The following is a 20,716-nucleotide window of genomic DNA, read 5'->3' as shown; positions in this document are numbered from 1 at the left end:
TCCCCTATTCCGCCGCGATCGCGAGGCCGTCGTCGTCTTCGTCGTCGGCAAGCGACTTGAGTTCGACGTTCAGACCCAGGCTGCGCATTTCCTTGACGAGCACGTTGAAGCTCTCGGGAATGCCCGCCTCGAAGGTGTCGTCGCCCTTGACGATCGCTTCATAGACCTTGGTCCGGCCAATCACGTCGTCCGACTTCACGGTGAGGATTTCCTGCAGCGTGTAGGCGGCGCCGTAGGCCTGAAGCGCCCAGACCTCCATTTCCCCGAAGCGCTGGCCGCCGAACTGCGCCTTACCGCCCAGCGGCTGCTGGGTGACGAGGCTGTAGGGGCCAATCGAACGGGCGTGGATCTTGTCGTCGACGAGGTGGTGCAGCTTGAGCATGTAGATGATGCCCACGGTGACCTTGCGGTCGAAGGCCTCGCCCGTGCGTCCGTCGAACAGCACCGACTGGCCCGAACTGTGGAGCCCGGCCTTCTCGAGCTCGACCGTGACATCGCCTTCGCGTGCACCGTCGAACACCGGCGTACCCATCGGGACACCCGCGGTCAAATTGCCGGCGAGTTCGACGATCTCGGCGGTCGAACGGCTGTCGATCGCTTCGTGATACTCTTCGCCATAGACGTCCTTCAGACGCGAGATCACGGCTTCGGGCGGCTTCGCATTGGCAAAGTCTTCCGAAGCGTTCGGGTTCGCCCGCTTCCATTCCTCGAGCTGCTCGCCGATCTGATGGCCGAGATTACGGGCCGCCATGCCGAGATGCGTTTCGAAGATCTGCCCGACATTCATGCGCGAAGGCACGCCCAGCGGGTTGAGCACGATATCGACCGGGGTCCCGTCTTCGAGGAACGGCATGTCCTCGATCGGCAGGATGCGCGAAATCACACCCTTGTTCCCGTGGCGACCGGCCATCTTATCGCCCGGCTGCAGCTTGCGCTTCACCGCGACGAAGACCTTGACCATCTTGAGCACGCCCGGGGCGAGTTCGTCACCGCGTTCGAGCTTTTCCTTGCGGTCTTCGAACTTCTCTTCGATGAACTTGACCGCTTCGTCATACTGCGACTTGACCGCTTCCAGCTGCGCCTGACGGCCATCGTCGGCCACGGCGAACTTGAACCATTCGTGGCGATCGATCTCGTCGAGCAGTTCCTCGGTGATCTCGCTGCCCTTCTTCACACCCTTGGGCGCTGCCGAAGCGGTTTGACCGACGAGCATGTCGCGCAGGCGGTTGTAGGTCGCGCGGTTGAGAATGGCGCGTTCGTCGTTCGAGTCCTTGCGGAGGCGTTCGATTTCCTCGTTCTGGATCGCGCGCGTACGGTCGTCGATCTCGATGCCGTGGCGGTTGAACACACGGACTTCGACGACCGTGCCGGCCACGCCCGGTGGCAGGCGGAGCGAGGTGTCGCGCACGTCGCTGGCCTTTTCGCCGAAGATTGCGCGCAGAAGCTTTTCTTCCGGCGTCATCGGGCTTTCGCCCTTCGGCGTGATCTTACCGCACAGGATATCGCCCGGGTGCACTTCTGCGCCGATATAGACGATGCCCGCTTCGTCGAGGTTGCGCAGGGCTTCCTCGCCGACATTCGGGATGTCGCGGGTAATGTCTTCAGGGCCGAGCTTGGTGTCGCGAGCCATGACTTCGAATTCCTCGATATGGATCGAGGTGAAGACGTCGTCCTTCACGATGCGCTCGGAGATGAGGATACTATCCTCGTAGTTGTAGCCGTTCCAGGGCATGAAGGCGACCAGGCTGTTGCGGCCCAGCGCCAGTTCGCCGAGATCGGTCGAAGGGCCATCGGCGATGATATCGCCCGGTGCAACCGTTTCGCCCACCTTCACCAACGGACGCTGGTTGATGCAGGTGTTCTGGTTCGAACGCTGGAACTTCTGCAGCGTGTAGATGTCAACGCCCGACTGGCCGGGTTCGACATCGCCGATCGCGCGGATGACGATACGTGTCGCGTCGACCTGATCGACGATGCCGCCGCGGGTCGCCGCGATGGCCGCGCCGGAATCGCGCGCAACGGTTTCTTCCATGCCGGTGCCGACCCAGGGCGCTTCGGCCTTGACCAGCGGAACCGCCTGACGCTGCATGTTCGAGCCCATCAGAGCGCGGTTGGCGTCATCGTTTTCCAGGAACGGAATGAGCGATGCGGCGACCGAGACGAGCTGCTTGGGGCTGACGTCCATCAGCGTGATGGTGTCGCGCGGCGCCATGAGGTTGTCGCCGTCGTGACGGGCCGAAACCAGGTCTTCGACGAACGAGCCGTCTTCGGTGAGATCGGCCGAAGCCTGCGCCACCGTGTGCTTTTGCTCTTCCATCGCCGAGAGATAGACGACTTCGCTGGTGACCTTGTTGTCGACGACCTTGCGGTACGGCGTTTCGATGAAACCGTACTTGTTGACGCGCGCAAAGGTCGACAGCGAGTTGATCAGGCCGATGTTCGGGCCTTCGGGCGTCTCGATCGGGCAGATACGGCCATAGTGGGTCGGGTGAACGTCGCGCACTTCGAAGCCGGCGCGCTCACGCGTCAGGCCGCCCGGGCCAAGCGCCGAAACGCGGCGCTTGTGGGTGACTTCCGAGAGCGGGTTGGTCTGATCCATAAACTGCGAGAGCTGGCTGGAGCCGAAGAACTCGCGCACGGCAGCCACGGCGGGCTTGGCGTTGATCAGGTCGTTCGGCATCACGGTCGACACATCGACGCTGCTCATGCGTTCCTTCACCGCGCGTTCCATGCGCAGCAGGCCAACGCGGTACTGGTTTTCGAGCAGTTCGCCGACCGAACGCACACGGCGGTTGCCGAGGTTGTCGATATCGTCGACTTCGCCCTTGCCGTCCTTCAGGTCGACCAGTTCCTTGACCACGGCAAGGATGTCTTCCTTGCGCAGCGTGGTGACGGTGTCTTCGGCATCGAGCTCGAGACGCATGTTGAGCTTGACGCGGCCGACCGCCGACAAATCGTAACGCTCGCCGTCGAAGAACAGGCCTTCGAACAGCGCTTCGGCGGTTTCCTTGGTCGGCGGTTCGCCCGGACGCATGACCTTGTAGATCGCTTCGAGGCCCTCGTCGCGATTCTCGGCCTTGTCGACCTTGAGCGTATTGCGGATCCACGGACCGGTAGTGACGTGGTCGATGTCGAGCAGGATCATTTCATCGATGCCGGCGGCATCGAGTACTTCGAGGTTCTCGGCAGAGACTTCGTCGCCCGCCTCGATGTAGATGCGGCCGGTCTTCTCGTCGATCATGTCGCGCGATGCGTAGCGACCGAAAATCTCCTCGGTCGGGAGCAGCAGCGTTTCGAGACCGTCCTTGGCGGCCTTGTTGGCTGCGCGCGGGCTGATCTTCTGCCCGGCGGGGAAGACTTCCTCGCCAGTCTTGGCATCCACCAGCGCGAAGGCCGGCTTCTGGCCACGCCAGTTCTCGGCGACGAAGGGAATGGTCCAGCCTTCACCCTGCTTACCGGTCGAACGCTTCCAGGTGACGGTGTCGTAGAAGTGATCGAGGATGTCTTCGCTGTCGAGGCCGAGCGCGAACAACAGCGCGGTGACCGGCAGCTTGCGCTTACGGTCGATACGTACATTGACGATATCCTTGGCGTCGAATTCGAAATCGAGCCAGGACCCACGATACGGAATGATGCGGGCGGCGAAGAGGAGCTTGCCCGAGCTGTGGGTCTTCCCGCGGTCGTGATCGAACAGCACACCCGGCGAACGGTGCATCTGCGAAACGATGACGCGTTCGGTACCATTGACGATGAAGGTGCCGTTCGAAGTCATGAGCGGCATGTCGCCCATGTAAACGTCCTGCTCCTTGATATCGAGCACTGAACGGGTCTCGGTTTCCTGATCGACCTCGAAGACGATCAGGCGCAGCGTCACCTTCATGGGTGCGGCATAGGTGATGCCGCGCTGGCGGCATTCGACGATATCGTATTTCGGCGCTTCGAGTTCGTAATGGACGAAGTCGAGTTCGGCGGTGCCGGCGAAGTCGCGGATCGGGAACACCGAACGCAGCGTCTTTTCGAGGCCGGAGACGTAATCGATCTCCTTGTTCGAGCGCAGGAACTGTTCGTAGCTCTCGCGCTGGACCTCGATCAGATTGGGCATGTCGACGACTTCGTGGATGTCGCCGAAGATCTTGCGGATACGACGCTTCGCCGTGCCCTGCGCGTTCGCGCCCCGGGTCTTCTTCGGAGCCTTCGCCTTAGTAGCCATAAGGGGTAGTTACCTCTTCTCGTGTGCGCCGGAGATCGTCCACGTCTTTGGGCGGACAACCCCTCGGAATTCGTGCCTCATGCGCGTGAGATCATAGCCGGGACGCGAAAAGGCCGCAGCGGGACGCACACCGGTCCCGGCATGCCTGCTGCAGCTTCTCAAGCGTCGCGAATATGGAAACGCCGCTTCCATCCTGTGCCCGATCCCCGCGCATGAATCGGACTCGCTCGAAGCGTGCGGTCGCAGGCCATGTAGGATTTGCGCGCGCACGGGTCAACCGGGGATTCTCGCACTGCGCGGCGGCGAGAGCCGGACGGGCTCTTACTCAACCTGGCGACTGCTCCACATCATCCGCTCGATCTTCCAATAACCTGCTTCGTCGGGCCGGGCATGGATGATGTAGTGCCCTTCCTGAACGGAGCGGGTGCCGTCATAGGTGAAAGCAATCTCGCTGCGGCCGCTGATTGCCGCCAGCGCGGACGATCCTTCGATGGCGTCTGCATGCCGCTCGAAATATTCGACCTCGGTCGATGGAAGGCCATCGGGGAACCAGAAGCCGTGCAAAGCCTCTATTCCTGAAATCGGCGGCGCTCCATCACCCGGATAAACCACGGCATCTGGCGCGAAAAGCGCCAACAGCGCTTCCGACTGTGCCCTAGCCCCTTTTTCCCGCCAGGCCTTGCCATAGCTCTGGTCGAGTGCGCGCAGCGCCTCGCGGTCGCCAGGCGTCAGACTCGCCCGGGCGGAGGGTTCGCTTCTCGCGGGCGGATCGGTCGAGGGGGAAGAACAGCCGCCCAGACCCAGTGCCGCAAGAACAACCAAGACACGAAACATGGACACCACTCCCATCCGACGGGCGATAGATGACCTATCGGATCGACGAGGTCGAAACCTGCTCCACAAATGTCATCCGCAGTCCTGCGAATAACATGCGAATACAAATTATCGAATTTCGATATTATCGATTGACGATATGAAAGAGGTTCGGTATATCGAATCTCGATAAGGGAGACTGCCTCATGCTGGAAGCGACCATCTGGGTTCTGCGCGTTGCCAACTGGCTCAACTGGATCGTTGCTGCGCTCCTCATGGCTTTCTTCGCCTTGCTGCTCGCCGATCCGGAAGGTTTCCGCGACACCATTTTCTACGGTTTCGATGCAGAAACGGGTGCGCGGGCGGAGGTCCGAAATTATCTCTTCGGGGTACTCGCTCTCGTCCCGCCGCTGGCAGTCGCCGTGCATTTCATCCTGACACGTCTCGCCGCCCTGGTGCGCGATACCGCCGCAGGGGCCGCATTCACGCTACGCAATGCCCAACGCTTGTCGACCATTGGCTGGGCACTGCTTGCGATCAACGTGGCAGACCTCTTCTACGGCTGGCTGTCGGTCCGCGCGAGCGAGGCAACCGGAGAATATTTCGGCTGGTCGTTATCGTTCACCGGCTGGATTGCCGCCCCCATGCTGTTCGTCCTTGCCCACGTTTTTCGCGAGGGCACGGCGATGCGTGAAGACCTGGAAGGGACGGTATGATGCCGGGCGAAGAATCACACCGCATCGCGGTCCGGCTCGACGATCTACTGCGCGAGCGCGAGATGACGCTGACCCAACTGTCCGACCGTATCGGCCTGACCCTGGCAAACCTGTCGATCCTCAAGACCGGCAAGGCCAAGGCGATCCGTTTTTCCACGCTCGAGGCGATCTGCCGCGAACTCGACTGCCAGCCGGGCGATCTGCTGCGCTATTCCAACAAGGGGGACACCGAGCAATGAGCACTTTCCTGACCGAATTCCGCGCGGTCCATACCCGCAGCCTGGCATTCGCTGCGGCATTGCCACTGGTTGCCGCCGTGCCGCTGGTCGCCGAATTCATTCAACACGTCGTCGAGATGCGGATCGGCATGTATGCCAACCCCGATGCGGCAGAGGCCACTGCCGACAACGCCCAGCGGCTGCATTTCGGTTTCGCCAAGGTGATTGCGCTATCGCTGCCCGCCTATTTCTTTTTCCGCTGGCTGCATTCGGGCGGGGGCCGCAACTTCGCCATGCGCATCGAAAGCCCTGCTGCGGGGCTGTTCGCGCTGGTTCTCGCGCTGCAGGCGCTGTTTGCATGGCTGAGCCTGTTCGTCTGGACCGGCGGGCCGATGGGCATCGGCTTCTTCGTGTTCGGCCTGATCTTCATGCCGCTGGTGGTGCGCTTCGTCGTCGCAGCGCCGCTCGGCGTCTTCATCAGTCCGCTGCAATCGATCCGCACGATGGCCCCGCACGCGCTGTTCGCCATCCTTTTTCCGATCATCGCCATGCTCCCGCTGATGATCATCCACTATGCGCTGGGCATCGGGGCAATCTTCGTCGAGAACGCGGCGCTGAAATGGGCGATGCTCGGTTTGGACAGCTTCGTTACCGCCTGGCTCGCCCTGGTGATGATTGCGGCGCAATATGTCATTGCCACACGCCCCGCGCCGATCGCGGCCTCCGCCGCGACCGAAGCGGCCTAACGCGAAACGCTTGACAGAATCGCCAAGATCCTTAGAGGCCCGCCATCGAACGGCGGGTCTCTTCGATTCCGCCCGTTCATCCGTCCGAGACAGTTGGTGAAGGCAATCGGGCCTTCTTAATTTCCAGCCTAGACGGGGAACAGAGAATTTCCGGCGATGCGCAAGCATCACCGTTTCGCGCCATCTGGCGCACTCCTTCCCCATCAACGGACTCGCCCGTTCCGGTTCGCCGGTGCGGACAAACGTAGCCGGTCGTCTGCCTCCAAGTGGGCGGCCATAGTGAAGGAGTATGGCATGGATCGTTCGCAGAAAGCCGATGCGGTCGCCCAGCTCAGCGATGTCTTCAACCAGGCGGGCGTGGTGGTCGTCACCCGCAACCTGGGCCTGACGGTCGAACAGTCGACCGAACTGCGCTCGAAGATGCGTGAAGCCGGTGCGACCTACAAGGTTGCGAAGAACCGTCTTGCCAAGCTCGCCCTGAAGGACACCGACTACGCAGGCCTCGAAGAGTACCTGTCCGGTCCGACTGCCCTCGGTTATTCCGAGGATCCGGTTGCCGCGGCCAAGGCCGTGGTGGAGTTCGCCAAGACCACCGACAAGATCGAAATCGTCGGCGGTTCGATGGGCGCGCAGAAGCTCGACGAAGCAGGGGTCAAGGCGCTCGCCTCGATGCCCAGCCTCGACGAACTTCGTGGCACGATCGTGGGCCTCGTCAACGCGCCGGCAACCAAGGTTGTCCGCACGATCAAGGAACCCACCTCGATGCTCGCACGCGTATTCGGTGCCTATGGCGCCAAGGAAGCCGCGTAAGAGCCGGTTCGACGCACGAACACATATTCATCGGGGCATTCGTCCATCAGGACACCCCGGCCTTATTTTTGGAGTGAAACATCATGGCCGATATCGCCAAGCTTGTTGAAGAACTGTCGAAGCTGACCGTCATGGAAGCCGCTGAGCTTGCCAAGGCGCTCGAAGAAGAGTGGGGCGTTAGCGCCGCCGCTGCCGTTGCCGTTGCCGGCCCCGCCGCTGGCGGTGACGCAGGTGCCGCAGCCGAAGAAAAGGACGAATTCGACGTCGTCCTGACCGGCGACGGTGGCAAGAAGATCCAGGTCATCAAGGAAGTCCGCGCCATCACCGGCCTGGGCCTTTCGGAAGCCAAGGCTCTTGTCGAAGGCGCGCCCAAGCCGCTCAAGGAAGGCGTCAACAAGGCGGAAGCCGAAGAAATCAAGGGCAAGATCGAAGCAGCCGGCGGTACCGTCGAGCTCAAGTAAGCTCCTGCTCCCCGCGCTGCGGGGATCTGCTTACGCTTCGATCTCGTTTCGCGAGATCAGACGAAGGGCGGTGCCGCGAGGCGCCGCCCTTTTTCCTATCCCGGTCGCGCTGGCAGGCGGGCCGGCCAGCCTAGTCGAGCTGAGCTTGGTCGACCGTGTAATAGACACCGTCGCGGTCTTCTCTGCGGCGAAGGACGATGTGCCTGTCGGCCACCTCGGAACCCAGGGCATCGACGACCGAGCCCGACTTGATCCGCGAGATATCCTCCTCGGACAGCGTCTGAAACTTCAGCCCCTGCGCCTCGGCGAAAATCAGCGCGGCCGGGGCTTGCCCGGAAAGGCGCGCCAGGAATGTCGCGGCAGGCTCGCTCGTCATGTAGCCGTACAGTTCGAGGATCTGTGTCAGCGAATGCGGGAAAGCCACGTGATTGTTACCTTTGCCATTGTGCCATTTGCACAGCGGCATCAGGTAGCAGATGTCGGTCGACGGGACGCTGCCGTCCTTATTCGGGGTCATATGCCCGCCCACCAGGAACGCGGGATGCGTATGGTCGGGCGTCTGGGGATCGACATAACAATGGTCGTTGGTGCCCACGCCTATGCCGAACTGTTGAAGTAGGTAAGTCCAGCTCGGATAGCCGGGAATCTTGGGATCGCCGCTGCTTCCGATCACATTGTATAACGGTGCAGTGTAGGTCACGATTTTCGCCTGTGTCGAAAACAGTCGCTGGTCGCCGAAGCGAGCGACGAAATCCTGCAGTGCGGCGACGGGTTCGACCGCTTCCGAACTCTCCATGGTTTTTCTCCCTCATGTGCCAGGCGATCGATGCCCGCGATCGGTCGGTGAGCCAATTCTCCTTTCATCCGATTCAGATCGAACCGGTCGCCAGCGTCACTTCCAACCGATTTTCGATCCCTGACGATGACCATGGTCGGCCGTCCGGTACCGAACCATGGCAGCGCTGCCGATCCGATCGACCAGTCCGTTGAAAGCCTCGCACACCGTTACCTCCCAAGCGGACCATTTTTCGGCCAATGCCGGGCAGAGCATCGCGCAGTGTGGCTTGCGCGCACCATGCGGGACGCCAATTGCTCTCGATTGCTCCGGGCGGTTTGAGCGGGACCTGTCCTTCGCCTATCCGGTCCGGCTGCATGACGCACGAGACCGCCATGGAGCCCACGCCCACCATTGCGGAACCGGGCGGTGATGGCTGGCGCGACGAACTGGTCGCGACGCTGCGGCTGAGCTGGCCGCTGGCGGCGGCGAATCTGTTGCAGATGCTGACCTATGCGATCGATGTGATCTTCATCGCGCGGCTGGGTCAGGATCAATTGGCGGCCTCGGCTTTGGCGGTGGCGCTCTTCGGCATGGTCCTGTGGGCCTTGTCCGGCCTGACCGGCGCGGTCGCACCAGTCGCGGCAGCCGAACTTGGCGAGCGCGCGCCCGCATTGCGTCCGGTCCGCCGTTCGGTGCGCATGGCGCTCTGGCTTGCGCTGATCTCGGGAATTGGCGGGATCGGAGTGTGCCTGCTGCTTGGCCCGCTGATGCGGATCACCGGGCAGGAACCACAGATTATCGCCATGGCAATCGAATACAATACGCTGCTGGTGCTCAGCCTGGTGCCCATGCTGTTCAACAACGTGCTGCGCAGCTTCGTCTCCACGCTGGACCGCCCGATCTTCGCCACCGCGATCACTGCTGCCGGCATCTTCGTCAACGCGCTCGCCAACTATGCCTTCATTTTCGGCAATCTCGGCGCGCCCGAGCTCGGCCTCAAGGGCGCAGCGGTGGCGACGATCCTCACCACGCTGACTACGCTCGCCGCCTATATCCTTGTAATCCGCCTCGATCCCAGACTGCATCGCTATCGCGTCTTCGGGCGGTGGTGGTCGCCCGACTGGCAGCGGTTTGTGCATATCACGCGCATCGGCACACCGATCGCGCTGACCATCACCGCCGAAGCGGGGATTTTCGGTGCCGCCGCCTTTTTGATGGGCAATATCGGCGCAACCCAGCTGGCTGCCCACACGGTAGCCCTGCAGATTGCCGCGCTTGCTTTTCAGGTGCCCTTCGGGGTCAGTCAGGCCGCGACGATCCGTGTCGGCTATTTCTACGGGGCACGCGATTCCATCGGTATGAAACGCGCGGGCTGGACCGCCATCTTCGTGGGTACCGGTTTCATGGCGCTGACGGCCCTTGCGATGGTGGTGATCCCCAAGCCGCTGCTGGCGATCTATATCGACCCGTGGGATCCGAAAAACGCGGTTCTGGTCGGCTTTGCGCTGCAATACATCGTGATCGCCGCCGCTTTCCAGTTGTTCGACGGGATGCAGGCGGTCGCCGCAGGCGCACTGCGCGGATTGCAGGACACGCGCGTACCCATGTGGATCGCCGCCTTCGCCTATTGGGTGCCCGGCATCGGCCTTTCGCTTTATCTCGGTTTCCGTACCCCGCTGGCGGGGGTGGGTGTGTGGATCGGGCTCGCCACCGGCCTTACGGTTGCGGCCGCGCTGCTCGGCTGGCGCTGGCACCAGCGCGAAAAACTCGGACTGACGGACAGGCCCCCTCGCCTGGCCTGAACACGCGCACACCCCGGCGAAAGCATCGCAACTTTTTTCGCCGACGCCCCGTTGACTCGACGAAAAGGCGTCCCCAAATGCGCCTCGCTGGCACTCTCGGAGTGGGAGTGCCAATCCTTGTTTCACACTCTTAAGAAGAGAGGTCATCATTATGGCATTTCGTCCGCTGCACGACCGCGTTCTGGTCCGTCGCATCGAAGCCGATCAGAAGACCGCCGGCGGGATCATCATTCCCGACAGCGCCCAGGAGAAGCCGAGCGAAGGCGAAATCGTCGCCGTCGGCGATGGCGCGCGGGACGATGATGGCGACCGTATCGCGCTCGACGTCAAGGTCGGTGATCGCGTGCTGTTCGGCAAGTGGTCGGGCACCGAAGTCAAGCTCGACGGCGAAGACCTTCTGATCATGAAGGAAAGCGACATCATGGGGATCATCGGCTGATTGCCGAGTCTTCTTCGCTTCCTACCAGACACATAATTTCCAGGAGAAAAACCAATGGCAGCCAAGGACGTTAAGTTCGGCCGCGACGCGCGCGAAGGCATTCTGCGCGGCGTCGACACCCTCGCCAATGCAGTCAAGGTCACGCTGGGTCCCAAGGGCCGCAACGTCGTGATCGACAAGAGCTTCGGTGCGCCCCGCATCACCAAGGACGGCGTCACCGTCGCCAAGGAAATCGAACTGAAGGACAAGTTCGAGAACATGGGCGCGCAGATGATCAAGGAAGTCGCATCGAAGGCGAACGACGCCGCCGGTGACGGCACCACCACCGCGACCGTCCTCGCCCAGTCGATCGTGACCGAAGGCATGAAATCGGTCGCCGCCGGCATGAACCCGATGGATTTGAAGCGCGGTATCGATCTCGCCGTCACCAAGGTCGTCGAAGACCTCAAGGCGCGTTCGAAGGACGTGTCGGGCTCGAACGAAATCGCGCAGGTCGGCATCATCTCGGCCAATGGCGACCGTGAAGTCGGCGAAAAGATCGCCGAAGCCATGGAAAAGGTCGGCAAGGAAGGCGTGATCACCGTCGACGAGAGCAAGGGTCTCGAATTCGAGCTCGAAACCGTCGAAGGCATGCAGTTCGACCGTGGTTACCTGTCGCCCTACTTCATCACCAACCCGGACAAGATGACGGTCGAACTCGAAAACCCGTACATCCTGATCCACGAAAAGAAGCTGTCGAACCTTCAGTCGATGCTTCCCGTTCTCGAAGCGGCTGTCCAGTCGGGCCGTCCGCTGCTGATCATCGCGGAAGACATCGAAGGCGAAGCGCTGGCAACCCTCGTGGTCAATAAGCTGCGCGGCGGCCTCAAGGTTGCGGCCGTCAAGGCTCCGGGCTTCGGCGACCGCCGCAAGGCCATGCTGCAGGACATCGCGATCCTGACCAAGGGCGAGATGATTTCCGAAGATCTCGGCATCAAGCTCGAAAATGTCACGCTCGGCATGCTCGGCGAAGCCAAGCGCGTCACCATCGACAAGGACAACACCACCATCGTCGACGGTGCCGGTGACGAAGCCGACATCAAGGCGCGCGTTTCCGAAATCCGCACGCAGATCGACAACACCTCGTCGGATTACGACCGTGAAAAGCTGCAGGAACGCCTGGCCAAGCTCGCCGGCGGCGTTGCCGTGATCAAGGTCGGCGGGGCGACCGAAGTCGAAGTGAAGGAACGCAAGGACCGCGTCGACGATGCGCTGCACGCAACCCGCGCAGCCGTCGAAGAAGGCATCGTCCCCGGCGGCGGCACGGCTCTGCTCTACGCCACCAAGGCTCTTGCAGGGCTCGAAGGCGCCAATGACGACCAGACCCGCGGTGTCGACATCGTTCGTCGCGCCCTGCAGGCGCCGGTCCGTCAGATCGCTTCGAACGCAGGCCAGGACGGCGCGGTCGTCGCTGGCAAGCTGGTCGACGCCAATGACGAGACGCTGGGCTTCAATGCCGCGACCGACACCTACGAGAACCTCGTCAATGCCGGTGTTATCGACCCGACCAAGGTTGTGCGCACGGCACTTCAGGACGCCGCTTCGGTTGCCGGCCTGCTGATCACGACCGAGGCCGCGATCGTCGACAAGCCGGAAGACAAGGGCGCTGCCCCGGCAATGCCCGACATGGGCGGTATGGGCGGTATGGGCGGCATGGGCTTCTAAGCCCTTCCCCGACCGACCAAACACAATAAGGCCCGGCAGGAGCAGTCCTGCCGGGCCTTTTCGTTGGTCCTGTCTCGCCGCACCCCGCCGCTACGCGCAAGCGCTTCAACCGCTCCCAAACGGCTCTTGTCGATTTGGCGCGATATTCCAAGGATTGCGCCGACGGTCCGGATAAACCCGCGTTTCATGAGGAATGGGCCGACAACCCTGCCCCGCCAGAATGGTCGCGAGGACACGCTCGAGCCTCGGCATGGATCGAACGACGACGCCTCGCGCCCCGAGCCGCGGGAACGCTATACAAGGCCGAAGCAATCGGCTCTGATCCGCATGGGCAAACGCCTGCGCGATCCGGTGAATCGCTGGTTCACGCGCCAGTCGCTGGTCGGAGACGAGGCGATCCTGCCCGCTTCGTACCTTCCCTGCCTCGATGAGTTGCAGCGCGAATGGCATATCGTCAGACAGGAACTTGCGTCCCTCCTAGTGGAGCGTCGCTCGATACCCGCATTCGGCAAGCTTTCGCCCGACCATCGGCGAATTGCCAACAGCTCTGCCTGGAAAAGCTTCTTTCTCGAAGGCTATGGTTTCAAGGCCCGGGAAAACCGCGCCCGGTGCCCGCAGACCGCTGCCATGCTCGACCGGATACCCGGGCTCGTGGTCGCATTCTTCTCGATCATGGAGCCCGGCACGCACGTTCCGCGCCATCGCGGGCTGACCAAGGCCTGGCTCAATTGCCATCTCGGACTTGCGATCCCGCAGGGTCCCGGTCGCTGCGAGATGGAAGTGAACGGGACGCCGGTACACTGGGCCGAGGGAGAGTGGATGGTGTTCGACGAGACCAATCCACACGAAGTCTGGAACGAAACGCAAGAACCACGTGTGGTCTTGTTCCTGCAAGTGCGCCGCCCGATGCGCTGGCCGGGCCGCATAGCGGCCAGGCTGCTCTATTCGATCATCCGCCGCACCGGATTCGTCCAGGATGTGAGAAAAGCGATCGAGGCCTAGCTTACCCGCCCGTGCGGCTTTCCTCGACCGCCGCAAGCACGTCGGCAGGCCAGGTGACCTGGGTCTGCGTCTGCGGATTGAACAGGCCGTCGGCATAGACCGCCGCCTCGGCCGCTGCGATTTCCGCTGCGGTCAGATGCTCGCTCGGCTCAAGCGCGAAGACGTCGAGCCCCCGGCTGATCTCGGTCGCGTATATGCGGCCGTTGTACCAATAGGCCGACCAGTAACCGCCTGTGACAAGCTGGTCCTCATCGACCGGGCCGCGGTCGAAATAGGCGATCTCGAACGGTTTGCTCGCATCGGTGAAGTCGATCACCGAAATCCCGCCCTGGTACCACGCCTGGACGAAGATATCCCGGCCGGGAACCGGAATGATCGAACCGTTGTGCGCGACGCAATTCTCCTTGTCGCCTTGCGGCGCGGGAAGCTTGTAGGTTCCGTGATAAACGAGCTTGCCGCCCTCGATCGCGTAGAATGCATTGGCGCCCCAGTTCTTCGGGTCCCCTGCCTGGCAACGCGGACGGCCACCGCCGCCCCATTCGTCGGTGAACAGGACCTTGGTGCCATCATTGTTGAAGGTCGCCGAATGCCAATAGGCGAAGCCTTCATCGGTCACGTCGTCGATGCGCACCGGCTTGAGCGGGTCCTCGATGTCGAGGATGATGCCATTCCCCGAGCAGGCACCGGCTGCAAGATCGAGCGCGGGGAATACGGTGATGTCGTGACACATGTCCGTGCGATAGGTGTCCTGCGTCCCGTCGCCATGGTCGCCGCCGCGCCACAAGCCGGCGATCTCGCCATCCTTGGCGAATACGCGCGGACGGTCGACAATGCGCGATGCGGATGGATCGGCGACTGGGATCTCGATCACGTCAATGCTGAACAGCGCCGTATTGTCGCCTCCGACTTCGTAACAGCCCGCCAGTTCCTCATCGTCGCGGACGTAGCTCGTGCCCGAATTGTAAACGATCAGACGATCTTCGTCGGCCTTCACGATCGAATGCGTGTGGCTGCCGCGACAGGTCTGAACCAGCCCGACCTGGCGTGGGCGGGTTATGTCGGACATGTCGAATATGCGGAGCCCGCGGAAGCGTTCCTCGCTCACCTTGTCGTCGACGCCCTGCAACCCGCAATCGACGCGCGCGCGGCGATCCTGCACGCTCATGATCAGAAGGTCGCCCACGATCGATACGTCGCCCTGCCCGCCCGGGCACACGACCGAGCTGACCAGCTGCGGCACGCCGTCATCGCCCAGGCGATAGGCGTTGAAGCCATGGTAACTGCCCGCCACCATCATATCGCCGCTGAAGGCCATGTCAGTAAAAGCAAAGCTCAGCAGCGATCCGCGTTCACCGAACTCGGGCTCGTCCTCCTCGATTTCCTCGCCCTCTTCGCGCGGCGATTTGTCGGCCTCCTCTTCGTCCTCTTTTTTCACCGGCTGCAATTGGGCGGGGTTCTCCGGATCGAAGAAGCCAGGCGGCTTTTCGAGCGTGGCCACTTTGCGCAGGTTCAGGATCGCCTCGCCCGCATCGCGAAAACCTGCCACCAACGTGGCGCGCGGATCGGTCGAGAGAGTCGCCAGCGTGGCATTCATCCGGTCGATTTCAGCCTTCTGGTCGGTCACCACGTCGTTGGTGAATTCATACATCACCGGATCGTAGGCGCTGCCCGACGTGCCATGAAGATCGTCGACCATTGTCACCGCGCCGCGATGGTGCTCGACCATCAGGTGCAGGAACAAGCGGTCGAAAGCCGTACCGTCGGCGGCGGCGAGCTCGCGCATCTGTTCGGGCGTCGCCATGCCCTTCATCGTATGATGCGCATGGCCCATGCCCTGCATCGCGACTTCCAGATTACGGTCCTTGAGCCAGGTCCGCATGAAATCCATCTCGTCTTTCTGACCCGCCTCGATGCGGTCGGCGGTTTTCAGGATCGCTTCGTTATTGGTGCGATCCCTGACCAGTTGCGCCATGTCGACCGCTTGCTGGTGGTGGACGATCATACCCTGCATGAAAGCGACATCCGCCGGGGAGAAACGCGTGTCGGACAGCGCGATGGCTTCCTCGGGTTCGATCACACGCGGCGTCTCGCCGGGCGCGCCGGGCAGAACGATGGGCACGGTCTGCGCCATGGCAGCAACAGAGGTCGAAAGCAGCAGGCCCGCACCCAGCAAGCGAAACATAGTGGTCATAATGTCAGTCCCCGATATTTCCCGCCGGGCAAGAGGCATTCCTGCTGCGAGGCGGTCAAGCGCAAATTCTACGAACGGCACATGGGCGCGGTCAGGAGCGAGCCTATTTGCCGCGCTTGGCCCCCAGATAGCCGAACAGGTAAGCCGCGACCTTGCGTATCTGGATCTCCTCCGCCCCTTCGGTGATCCGGTAACGGCGGTGGTGGCGGTAAATATGCTCGAACGGCTTATGGCGCGAATAGCCGATCCCGCCATGGACCTGCATCGCACGGTCTGCCGCTTCGCAAACCAGCCGGTTCGCCCAGTAATTGCACATGGAAACCTTGTCGGAGATTGTCTTCTCGATCTCCTCATGCGGCATATTGTCCATTTCCCACGCGGTCTTGTAGATCAACAGGCGCAGCATCTCGCATTGGGTGGCTAGTTCCACCAGCGGGAACTGGATCGCTTGGTTCTTCGCCAATTCCTCGCCGAAGGGTTTGCGTGTCCGGGCATAGCGCACGCTCTCTTCGACGCAATAGCTTGCCGCACCGAGCGACGATGCCGCTTGGCGGATACGGTTCTGGTGGACAAAGCTCTGTGCCAGAGCAAGGCCCCGCCCCTCCACACCGAGGATCGCACTGTCGGGCACCCAGACATGGTTCACCGACAGCCGCGGATGGTCGGTGGGCATGTTGAAAGTCCACATCCATTCCTCGATCTCGAGGCCAGGGCTGGGATTGGGCACCAGGAAACAGGTGATACCGCTGGCATCGCCGTTCTCGCCGCTGGTGCGCGCGAACATGGCGCAGTGGGTGGCCACATGCATGCCTGTGATCCACATCTTCTCACCATCGATACGCCAGCCATCGACCCCGTCGCGCGTTTCGCGCACAGCCTTAGTCTCCATCCACGTGGCATCCGATCCATGATCCGGCTCGGTCAGGCCGAAGGCGACGCGGCGCGTGCCTGCGAAACCGCCTTCAATGAATTCCCGTTTCTGTTCCTCGGTTCCGAAGGTTTCGAACATGGCGACGAAGGGGAAATTGCCGACGATCGAATGTTCGTTCTGCAAATCGTTGTGCAAGCCAAGCCCACGCTGAGCGAACCGATCGCGGATCACCGCCATCCACAGATTCGATCCATCCTTCCCGCCATATTTCTTCGGCGCGGAGAAACGCCAATGTCCTGCCTCGTCGGCAATCTGGCGGGCCTGCCGCAGCAGGTCCTCCCACGCCTCATTCGGTAGCCCGCCCCGCTCCCAATCGGTCCGCGCATTCTCGCGGCGGTGATCGAAAAACCGGATATTGTCGTCGCGGGCGACCAGCGGCTCGATCTTCGCCTCGATAAACCTCTCGAGTTCCGCGTAATAGTCTTCGAGCTCCTGCGGAATGGTGAAATCCATCGGCCTATTCCTCTTTCGTCCATGTCTTCCGCGCGATCGCCAGCGCAGGGTATTTCGGCATGTCGACCGCCAGCTTGTCGAGTATGCTGCGCCTGAGCGCAGCGAGCAGCCCCGGCTGAGCCAGTGTAACCTTGCCATCGAGCAGATCGCGAGCCAGTTGCGCGTCGCGCACCTCTGTCCGGACAGCATAGTCACGGGCGATTATGCCGAGCGCATTACGGGCGACCGCATGCTGGAAGCGATCATGACCATCCATCCGCTCTTTCACAGTCGCAAGCCATTCCGAGATTGCGACCGCCAACTCCCCGGCACTCGCCTCTCCCCTCGGTTCGGACGTAGCCGCCCTATCCGGCAGATCGCGCTCGCGCTCTTCTCGGGGCGCCCCTTCCTCCAGCAACAGCAACAGGTCGAGTTCCTGCTCGCTGGTTCGGCGCGAGATGAGCGCGCGTTCGAGCGTGCGATCGGCTCCTTCACGCCATGTCGCACCCATGCGCCAACAACCGAGCGCCCACCAGCACGTGCGATAAACCAGCCACCAGCGAAAGCGCTCCGGATCGACCTCGCGGCCGTGAAGGCTCGCATACTCGATCGACTGATCGCCAAGTGTGCCGAGACCATAAGCCGGTCGGTCTGGACGCGAGAATCGCCATACGGTCATGCAACCGTAAGCGAGATCCTCATGGTGGTCGCCCAGATGCGCCAGTTCCCAGTCGAGCACCCCGGTCAGCGTGCTCCCCTCCACCATCAGATTGCCGAGCCGGTAGTCTCCGTGGACCAGCACGGGGTCGATCGGCGGAAGAAGATTGTCCTCCAGCCATCTCAGCGCCAGCGCGACGATCGGCCGATCCGCCCCGGCCTCCTCGAACTGCTCTCGCAGACCTGCCACACCGTCGGACGGTTCTAGCCGAGGGAGATCAGGCAGGCTGTCCAGCGGCGTGTTATGGATCTCGGCAAGCTCTATCGCGATGTCGGCGCACAGGTCGAACGCCACCTCATCCCCCTCATTCGCAGCAAGAATAGCGCGAGGATCCGCCGTTCCGGAGAGCGCACCCATGACAAAGCCGGTCCCCAGACCGTCAGCGTCCTCCAGTTCGACCACGATTCCCGGAGCGCGCACCCCGCGCTGATGAACGGCGCGGATGACGGCGGCTTCGACATCGTGCCCGATCGCCCGCCCTTCCATCATTGCTGCGGACGGCGCACGGCGCAGAACAAAAACCCTCCCTGCGCTCGAAAACCGCCAGCTTTCCATGGTGGCTCCACCGGTCAGCCTCGTCAGGCCCTCCGGCGGCCCTATTCCGACGCGCTCAAGCGCCCTGGCCAGTCCTTTTGCGAGCGCGCTTGCGCTTTCCGTCTCTCCCATGCGGTTCATGTGTGAAGCGAAACGCTCTGTCGCTCAAGCCCGGACCTCTTGCGGGGGTGGGTCGTTATTCGAACAAACCTATCTATCAGGAGAAACCTTTATGCGCCTTCCCGCCAACGCCCATGTCGCCATCGTCGACGGTCAGAACTTCACTGTGATGCGCAACAGCGGCAAGCCTTTCGAACCCAAGCTGAGCGGTGCGGAGAAGCCCGACCTGTCGGCAACCAATTTCAGCGCCGGGGTAAAGCATCAGGATGCCGTGGGGCAGCGGCTCGGGCGGACGGATCTGGATGAACTAGCCCATGGTGCGGCGGCAGCGGAATGGCTGAATGCCAAGTCGATAGCAGGTGAGATTACCGACGTTCTGGTCATTGCCGATCCCAAGACGCTGGGCGAAATGCGCAGGCATTATCATTCCGAACTCGAGAAGCGCCTGGTCGGCGAGATCGACAAGACGGTTACCGGCGAACCGACCGAGCGCATTGAAGAAGTCATCGCCAAGGCCTGAGACATCGGACGAACGATTGTAACAAGTCGGCAGGCTAACCTGTCGCGCCCGCAACACTTTTCGTCGCGTCGCCCTTGTGTAGACACATTAGGTGGGCATTAAGCTTCGCCTAACCACGGAGGGTGTACAGGGTCGGCATGCCTAGACGAATTTTTGGACGACTGCTGGCGATCGGGGCGATGGCTTTGTCTGCCCCGGCGCTGGCGCAGAATGGCGGGTTCGAGGCCCAGTTCGACAATGCCTTGGGGACCCAGGTCCGGGCGCCGCAAACGCTCGAGGCCCTGTACGAAACTCCGCTCGAACGCGAAATCGCCATGCTCGCGGACGGCTCGAATGGCCGCATCGGCGTCTATGCGGTCGATTTGGCGACGGGCCATGAGGTCGGTGTGCTTGCCGATCAGCGCTTTCCGATGGCCAGCACCAGCAAGGTCGCCATAGCGGCCGCCTATCTTGCCGGAGTGGACGAAGGACGTTGGAGTCTGACGAGCGAGTTTCGACTGCCGCGTCCCGGCGGCGCCTATTTGCCCGCCTACAAACATCTTAGCTTGATGATCTCCAAGAGCTGCAACGACTGCACCGATGCCCTGTTGGCGGCGGTCGGTGGCCCTCGTGCGGTCAACAAGTGGATCCGGAATGCCGGAATCGAAGGGTTCGAGCTGAGCCGCGATATCCGCACGCTGATCCGCGAAGATGGCCGGATCGACCCGGCCTGGAGCGTCGACGCGAAGGACAGCGCCACGCCGCGCGCCATGGGGCAGCTGCTGGCCGGAATTTATCAGGGCAAGTGGCTCAGCGATCATTCACGCCGGTTTTTGCTAGACGCCATGGAAGAAACGACCACCGGAAAACGGCGTATGCGCTCGGCGCTCCCCGTCAGCGCCAATCTCGCCCACAAGACGGGTACGCTCAGCCGCACGGCGAGCGATATCGGAATCTTCCACACGCCCGATGGGCGCGCAATCGCGGCCGCGATCTACGTTACCGGGCAGAGCCCCTCCATGGCGATCGAAAATGGCAGCCGCAGCCGCAAGCTCGAAGCACGGGCCAATCGCGATGCCCGGATTTCCAGCATCACGCAGGCGCTTTACCATGGCTTCGGGCGCAGCGCGAACGATGGGCGCAACTGGGCTTCGGCCGAATATGGCGGAAGGTAAGGTCCGGTAACTCGGCAAAGAAAAAGGGCGGCGCCGGAAGGCACCGCCCTTTCTTTTCGTGAACGCTGACCGTTCGCGAAGCGTGCGCGATTAGTCGGCAGCAGCTTCGGCTTCGGTTTCGCCTTCGACTTCAGCTTCGACTTCAGCAGCAGCTTCGTCGGCTTCGGCAGCAACGTCTTCAGCACCGGCTTCCATGGCGTCGCCAGCGGCTTCCATGTTGGCTTCGGCGTCAGCAGCAGCCGAATCGGCGGTTGCTTCGGCAGCATCTTCGGTAGCTTCCGAGCAAGCAGCGAGAGTCAGGGCAGCAGCCGAAGCAGCAGCGAAAAGAGCGATCTTGCGCATAGTTCTAAATCCTTGAACAGCGAGTTTTGAGGTGGTTCGAAGGCCGAAGGCCCTCTCTCCACGCGAGTCCCGAAT

18 protein-coding genes are annotated in these 20,716 nt (G+C 62.1%); 11 read left to right on the top strand and 7 right to left on the bottom strand.

Features of this window, described 5'->3' with window-relative positions; translation table 11 throughout:
- Nucleotides 1-4: 4 nt before the first annotated feature.
- A complete protein-coding gene (gene rpoB / locus MUY37_RS02060) occupies nucleotides 5-4,210 on the bottom strand; it encodes a DNA-directed RNA polymerase subunit beta (RefSeq protein ID WP_499193814.1) in 4,206 nt (1,401 codons plus the stop codon).
- A gap of 321 nt (nucleotides 4,211-4,531) precedes the next feature.
- Complete coding sequence (locus MUY37_RS02055) at nucleotides 4,532-5,044, bottom strand: YybH family protein (protein WP_499193813.1); 513 nt, start codon at nucleotides 5,042-5,044, stop codon at nucleotides 4,532-4,534.
- 185 nt (nucleotides 5,045-5,229) lie between these two features.
- Here MUY37_RS02055 and MUY37_RS02050 point away from each other — a divergent pair, with 185 nt between their 5' ends.
- From MUY37_RS02050 to rplL, 5 genes are all read left to right on the top strand, one after another.
- Nucleotides 5,230-5,739: a DUF2975 domain-containing protein gene (locus MUY37_RS02050; RefSeq protein ID WP_499193812.1), complete on the top strand. Its 510-nt coding sequence runs from the start codon at nucleotides 5,230-5,232 to the stop codon at nucleotides 5,737-5,739.
- Nucleotides 5,739-5,978 carry a helix-turn-helix domain-containing protein gene (locus tag MUY37_RS02045; protein WP_499193811.1) on the top strand — a complete coding sequence of 80 codons (240 nt, stop codon included), beginning with the start codon at nucleotides 5,739-5,741 and terminating at the stop codon, nucleotides 5,976-5,978. The genes MUY37_RS02050 and MUY37_RS02045 overlap by 1 nt, the downstream gene beginning before the upstream one ends.
- A complete protein-coding gene (locus MUY37_RS02040) occupies nucleotides 5,975-6,703 on the top strand; it encodes a hypothetical protein (RefSeq protein ID WP_499193810.1) in 729 nt (242 codons plus the stop codon). Before MUY37_RS02045 ends, MUY37_RS02040 begins: the two co-directional genes overlap by 4 nt.
- Before the next feature lie 294 nt (nucleotides 6,704-6,997).
- Nucleotides 6,998-7,513: a 50S ribosomal protein L10 gene (gene rplJ, locus MUY37_RS02035; protein WP_499193809.1), complete on the top strand. Its 516-nt coding sequence runs from the start codon at nucleotides 6,998-7,000 to the stop codon at nucleotides 7,511-7,513.
- Nucleotides 7,514-7,596: 83 nt separating this feature from the next.
- Entirely contained in the window at nucleotides 7,597-7,974 is a 378-nt protein-coding gene (gene rplL / locus MUY37_RS02030) for a 50S ribosomal protein L7/L12 (RefSeq protein ID WP_115415265.1), read from the top strand.
- Between the two features lie 130 nt (nucleotides 7,975-8,104).
- Here rplL and MUY37_RS02025 read toward each other — a convergent pair whose 3' ends face one another.
- Nucleotides 8,105-8,770, bottom strand: a complete 666-nt coding sequence (locus tag MUY37_RS02025) for a hypothetical protein (RefSeq protein WP_499193808.1) — start codon at nucleotides 8,768-8,770, stop codon at nucleotides 8,105-8,107.
- A gap of 356 nt (nucleotides 8,771-9,126) precedes the next feature.
- On the opposite strand from MUY37_RS02025, the gene MUY37_RS02020 reads away from it, so the two are divergent.
- The 4 genes from MUY37_RS02020 to MUY37_RS02005 all read left to right on the top strand — a co-directional run bounded on the left by MUY37_RS02020 (nucleotide 9,127) and on the right by MUY37_RS02005 (nucleotide 13,699).
- Entirely contained in the window at nucleotides 9,127-10,554 is a 1,428-nt protein-coding gene (locus tag MUY37_RS02020; protein ID WP_499193807.1) for an MATE family efflux transporter, read from the top strand.
- Nucleotides 10,555-10,705: 151 nt separating this feature from the next.
- On the top strand, nucleotides 10,706-10,993 hold the full coding sequence (groES, locus tag MUY37_RS02015) for a co-chaperone GroES (RefSeq protein ID WP_115415267.1): 288 nt from the start codon (nucleotides 10,706-10,708) through the stop codon (nucleotides 10,991-10,993).
- 54 nt (nucleotides 10,994-11,047) lie between these two features.
- Nucleotides 11,048-12,697 (top strand): chaperonin GroEL, encoded by a 1,650-nt coding sequence (gene groL / locus MUY37_RS02010; protein WP_499193806.1) that lies wholly within the window; start codon nucleotides 11,048-11,050, stop codon nucleotides 12,695-12,697.
- Nucleotides 12,698-13,024: 327 nt separating this feature from the next.
- The gene (locus MUY37_RS02005; RefSeq protein ID WP_499193805.1) at nucleotides 13,025-13,699 is read left to right on the top strand and encodes an aspartyl/asparaginyl beta-hydroxylase domain-containing protein; all 675 of its coding nucleotides are present in this window, start codon (nucleotides 13,025-13,027) and stop codon (nucleotides 13,697-13,699) included.
- Nucleotide 13,700: 1 nt separating this feature from the next.
- On the opposite strand, the gene MUY37_RS02000 is transcribed toward MUY37_RS02005, so the two are convergent.
- From MUY37_RS02000 to MUY37_RS01990, 3 genes are all read right to left on the bottom strand, one after another.
- Complete coding sequence (locus MUY37_RS02000) at nucleotides 13,701-15,890, bottom strand: DUF305 domain-containing protein (RefSeq protein ID WP_499193804.1); 2,190 nt, start codon at nucleotides 15,888-15,890, stop codon at nucleotides 13,701-13,703.
- A 103-nt stretch (nucleotides 15,891-15,993) separates the two neighbouring features.
- Entirely contained in the window at nucleotides 15,994-17,274 is a 1,281-nt protein-coding gene (locus tag MUY37_RS01995; protein ID WP_499193803.1) for an acyl-CoA dehydrogenase family protein, read from the bottom strand.
- A gap of 4 nt (nucleotides 17,275-17,278) precedes the next feature.
- Entirely contained in the window at nucleotides 17,279-18,646 is a 1,368-nt protein-coding gene (locus MUY37_RS01990; RefSeq protein ID WP_499193802.1) for a phosphotransferase family protein, read from the bottom strand.
- Nucleotides 18,647-18,737: 91 nt separating this feature from the next.
- On the opposite strand from MUY37_RS01990, the gene MUY37_RS01985 reads away from it, so the two are divergent.
- On the top strand, nucleotides 18,738-19,145 hold the full coding sequence (locus tag MUY37_RS01985) for a baeRF12 domain-containing protein (protein ID WP_499193801.1): 408 nt from the start codon (nucleotides 18,738-18,740) through the stop codon (nucleotides 19,143-19,145).
- A 179-nt stretch (nucleotides 19,146-19,324) separates the two neighbouring features.
- Nucleotides 19,325-20,299 (top strand): serine hydrolase, encoded by a 975-nt coding sequence (locus tag MUY37_RS01980; protein WP_499193800.1) that lies wholly within the window; start codon nucleotides 19,325-19,327, stop codon nucleotides 20,297-20,299.
- Between the two features lie 90 nt (nucleotides 20,300-20,389).
- Here MUY37_RS01980 and MUY37_RS01975 read toward each other — a convergent pair whose 3' ends face one another.
- Complete coding sequence (locus MUY37_RS01975) at nucleotides 20,390-20,641, bottom strand: hypothetical protein (protein ID WP_499193799.1); 252 nt, start codon at nucleotides 20,639-20,641, stop codon at nucleotides 20,390-20,392.
- Nucleotides 20,642-20,716: the final 75 nt, after the last annotated feature.

The sequence above is a fragment of the Qipengyuania sp. ABI-127-1 genome, assembly GCA_022953095.1.
Taxonomy (GTDB): domain Bacteria; phylum Pseudomonadota; class Alphaproteobacteria; order Sphingomonadales; family Sphingomonadaceae; genus Qipengyuania.
This window is presented reverse-complemented; position numbering and strand designations above follow the sequence as displayed.

Coding starts and splice junctions, on each gene's coding strand:
- rpoB (WP_499193814.1), bottom strand. CDS start 4,210: ATGGCTACTAAGGCGAAGGCTCCGAAGAAGACCCGGGGCGCGAACGCG.
- MUY37_RS02055 (WP_499193813.1), bottom strand. CDS start 5,044: ATGTTTCGTGTCTTGGTTGTTCTTGCGGCACTGGGTCTGGGCGGCTGT.
- MUY37_RS02050 (WP_499193812.1), top strand. CDS start 5,230: ATGCTGGAAGCGACCATCTGGGTTCTGCGCGTTGCCAACTGGCTCAAC.
- MUY37_RS02045 (WP_499193811.1), top strand. CDS start 5,739: ATGCCGGGCGAAGAATCACACCGCATCGCGGTCCGGCTCGACGATCTA.
- MUY37_RS02040 (WP_499193810.1), top strand. CDS start 5,975: ATGAGCACTTTCCTGACCGAATTCCGCGCGGTCCATACCCGCAGCCTG.
- rplJ (WP_499193809.1), top strand. CDS start 6,998: ATGGATCGTTCGCAGAAAGCCGATGCGGTCGCCCAGCTCAGCGATGTC.
- rplL (WP_115415265.1), top strand. CDS start 7,597: ATGGCCGATATCGCCAAGCTTGTTGAAGAACTGTCGAAGCTGACCGTC.
- MUY37_RS02025 (WP_499193808.1), bottom strand. CDS start 8,770: ATGGAGAGTTCGGAAGCGGTCGAACCCGTCGCCGCACTGCAGGATTTC.
- MUY37_RS02020 (WP_499193807.1), top strand. CDS start 9,127: ATGACGCACGAGACCGCCATGGAGCCCACGCCCACCATTGCGGAACCG.
- groES (WP_115415267.1), top strand. CDS start 10,706: ATGGCATTTCGTCCGCTGCACGACCGCGTTCTGGTCCGTCGCATCGAA.
- groL (WP_499193806.1), top strand. CDS start 11,048: ATGGCAGCCAAGGACGTTAAGTTCGGCCGCGACGCGCGCGAAGGCATT.
- MUY37_RS02005 (WP_499193805.1), top strand. CDS start 13,025: ATGGGCAAACGCCTGCGCGATCCGGTGAATCGCTGGTTCACGCGCCAG.
- MUY37_RS02000 (WP_499193804.1), bottom strand. CDS start 15,890: ATGACCACTATGTTTCGCTTGCTGGGTGCGGGCCTGCTGCTTTCGACC.
- MUY37_RS01995 (WP_499193803.1), bottom strand. CDS start 17,274: ATGGATTTCACCATTCCGCAGGAGCTCGAAGACTATTACGCGGAACTC.
- MUY37_RS01990 (WP_499193802.1), bottom strand. CDS start 18,646: ATGAACCGCATGGGAGAGACGGAAAGCGCAAGCGCGCTCGCAAAAGGA.
- MUY37_RS01985 (WP_499193801.1), top strand. CDS start 18,738: ATGCGCCTTCCCGCCAACGCCCATGTCGCCATCGTCGACGGTCAGAAC.
- MUY37_RS01980 (WP_499193800.1), top strand. CDS start 19,325: ATGGCTTTGTCTGCCCCGGCGCTGGCGCAGAATGGCGGGTTCGAGGCC.
- MUY37_RS01975 (WP_499193799.1), bottom strand. CDS start 20,641: ATGCGCAAGATCGCTCTTTTCGCTGCTGCTTCGGCTGCTGCCCTGACT.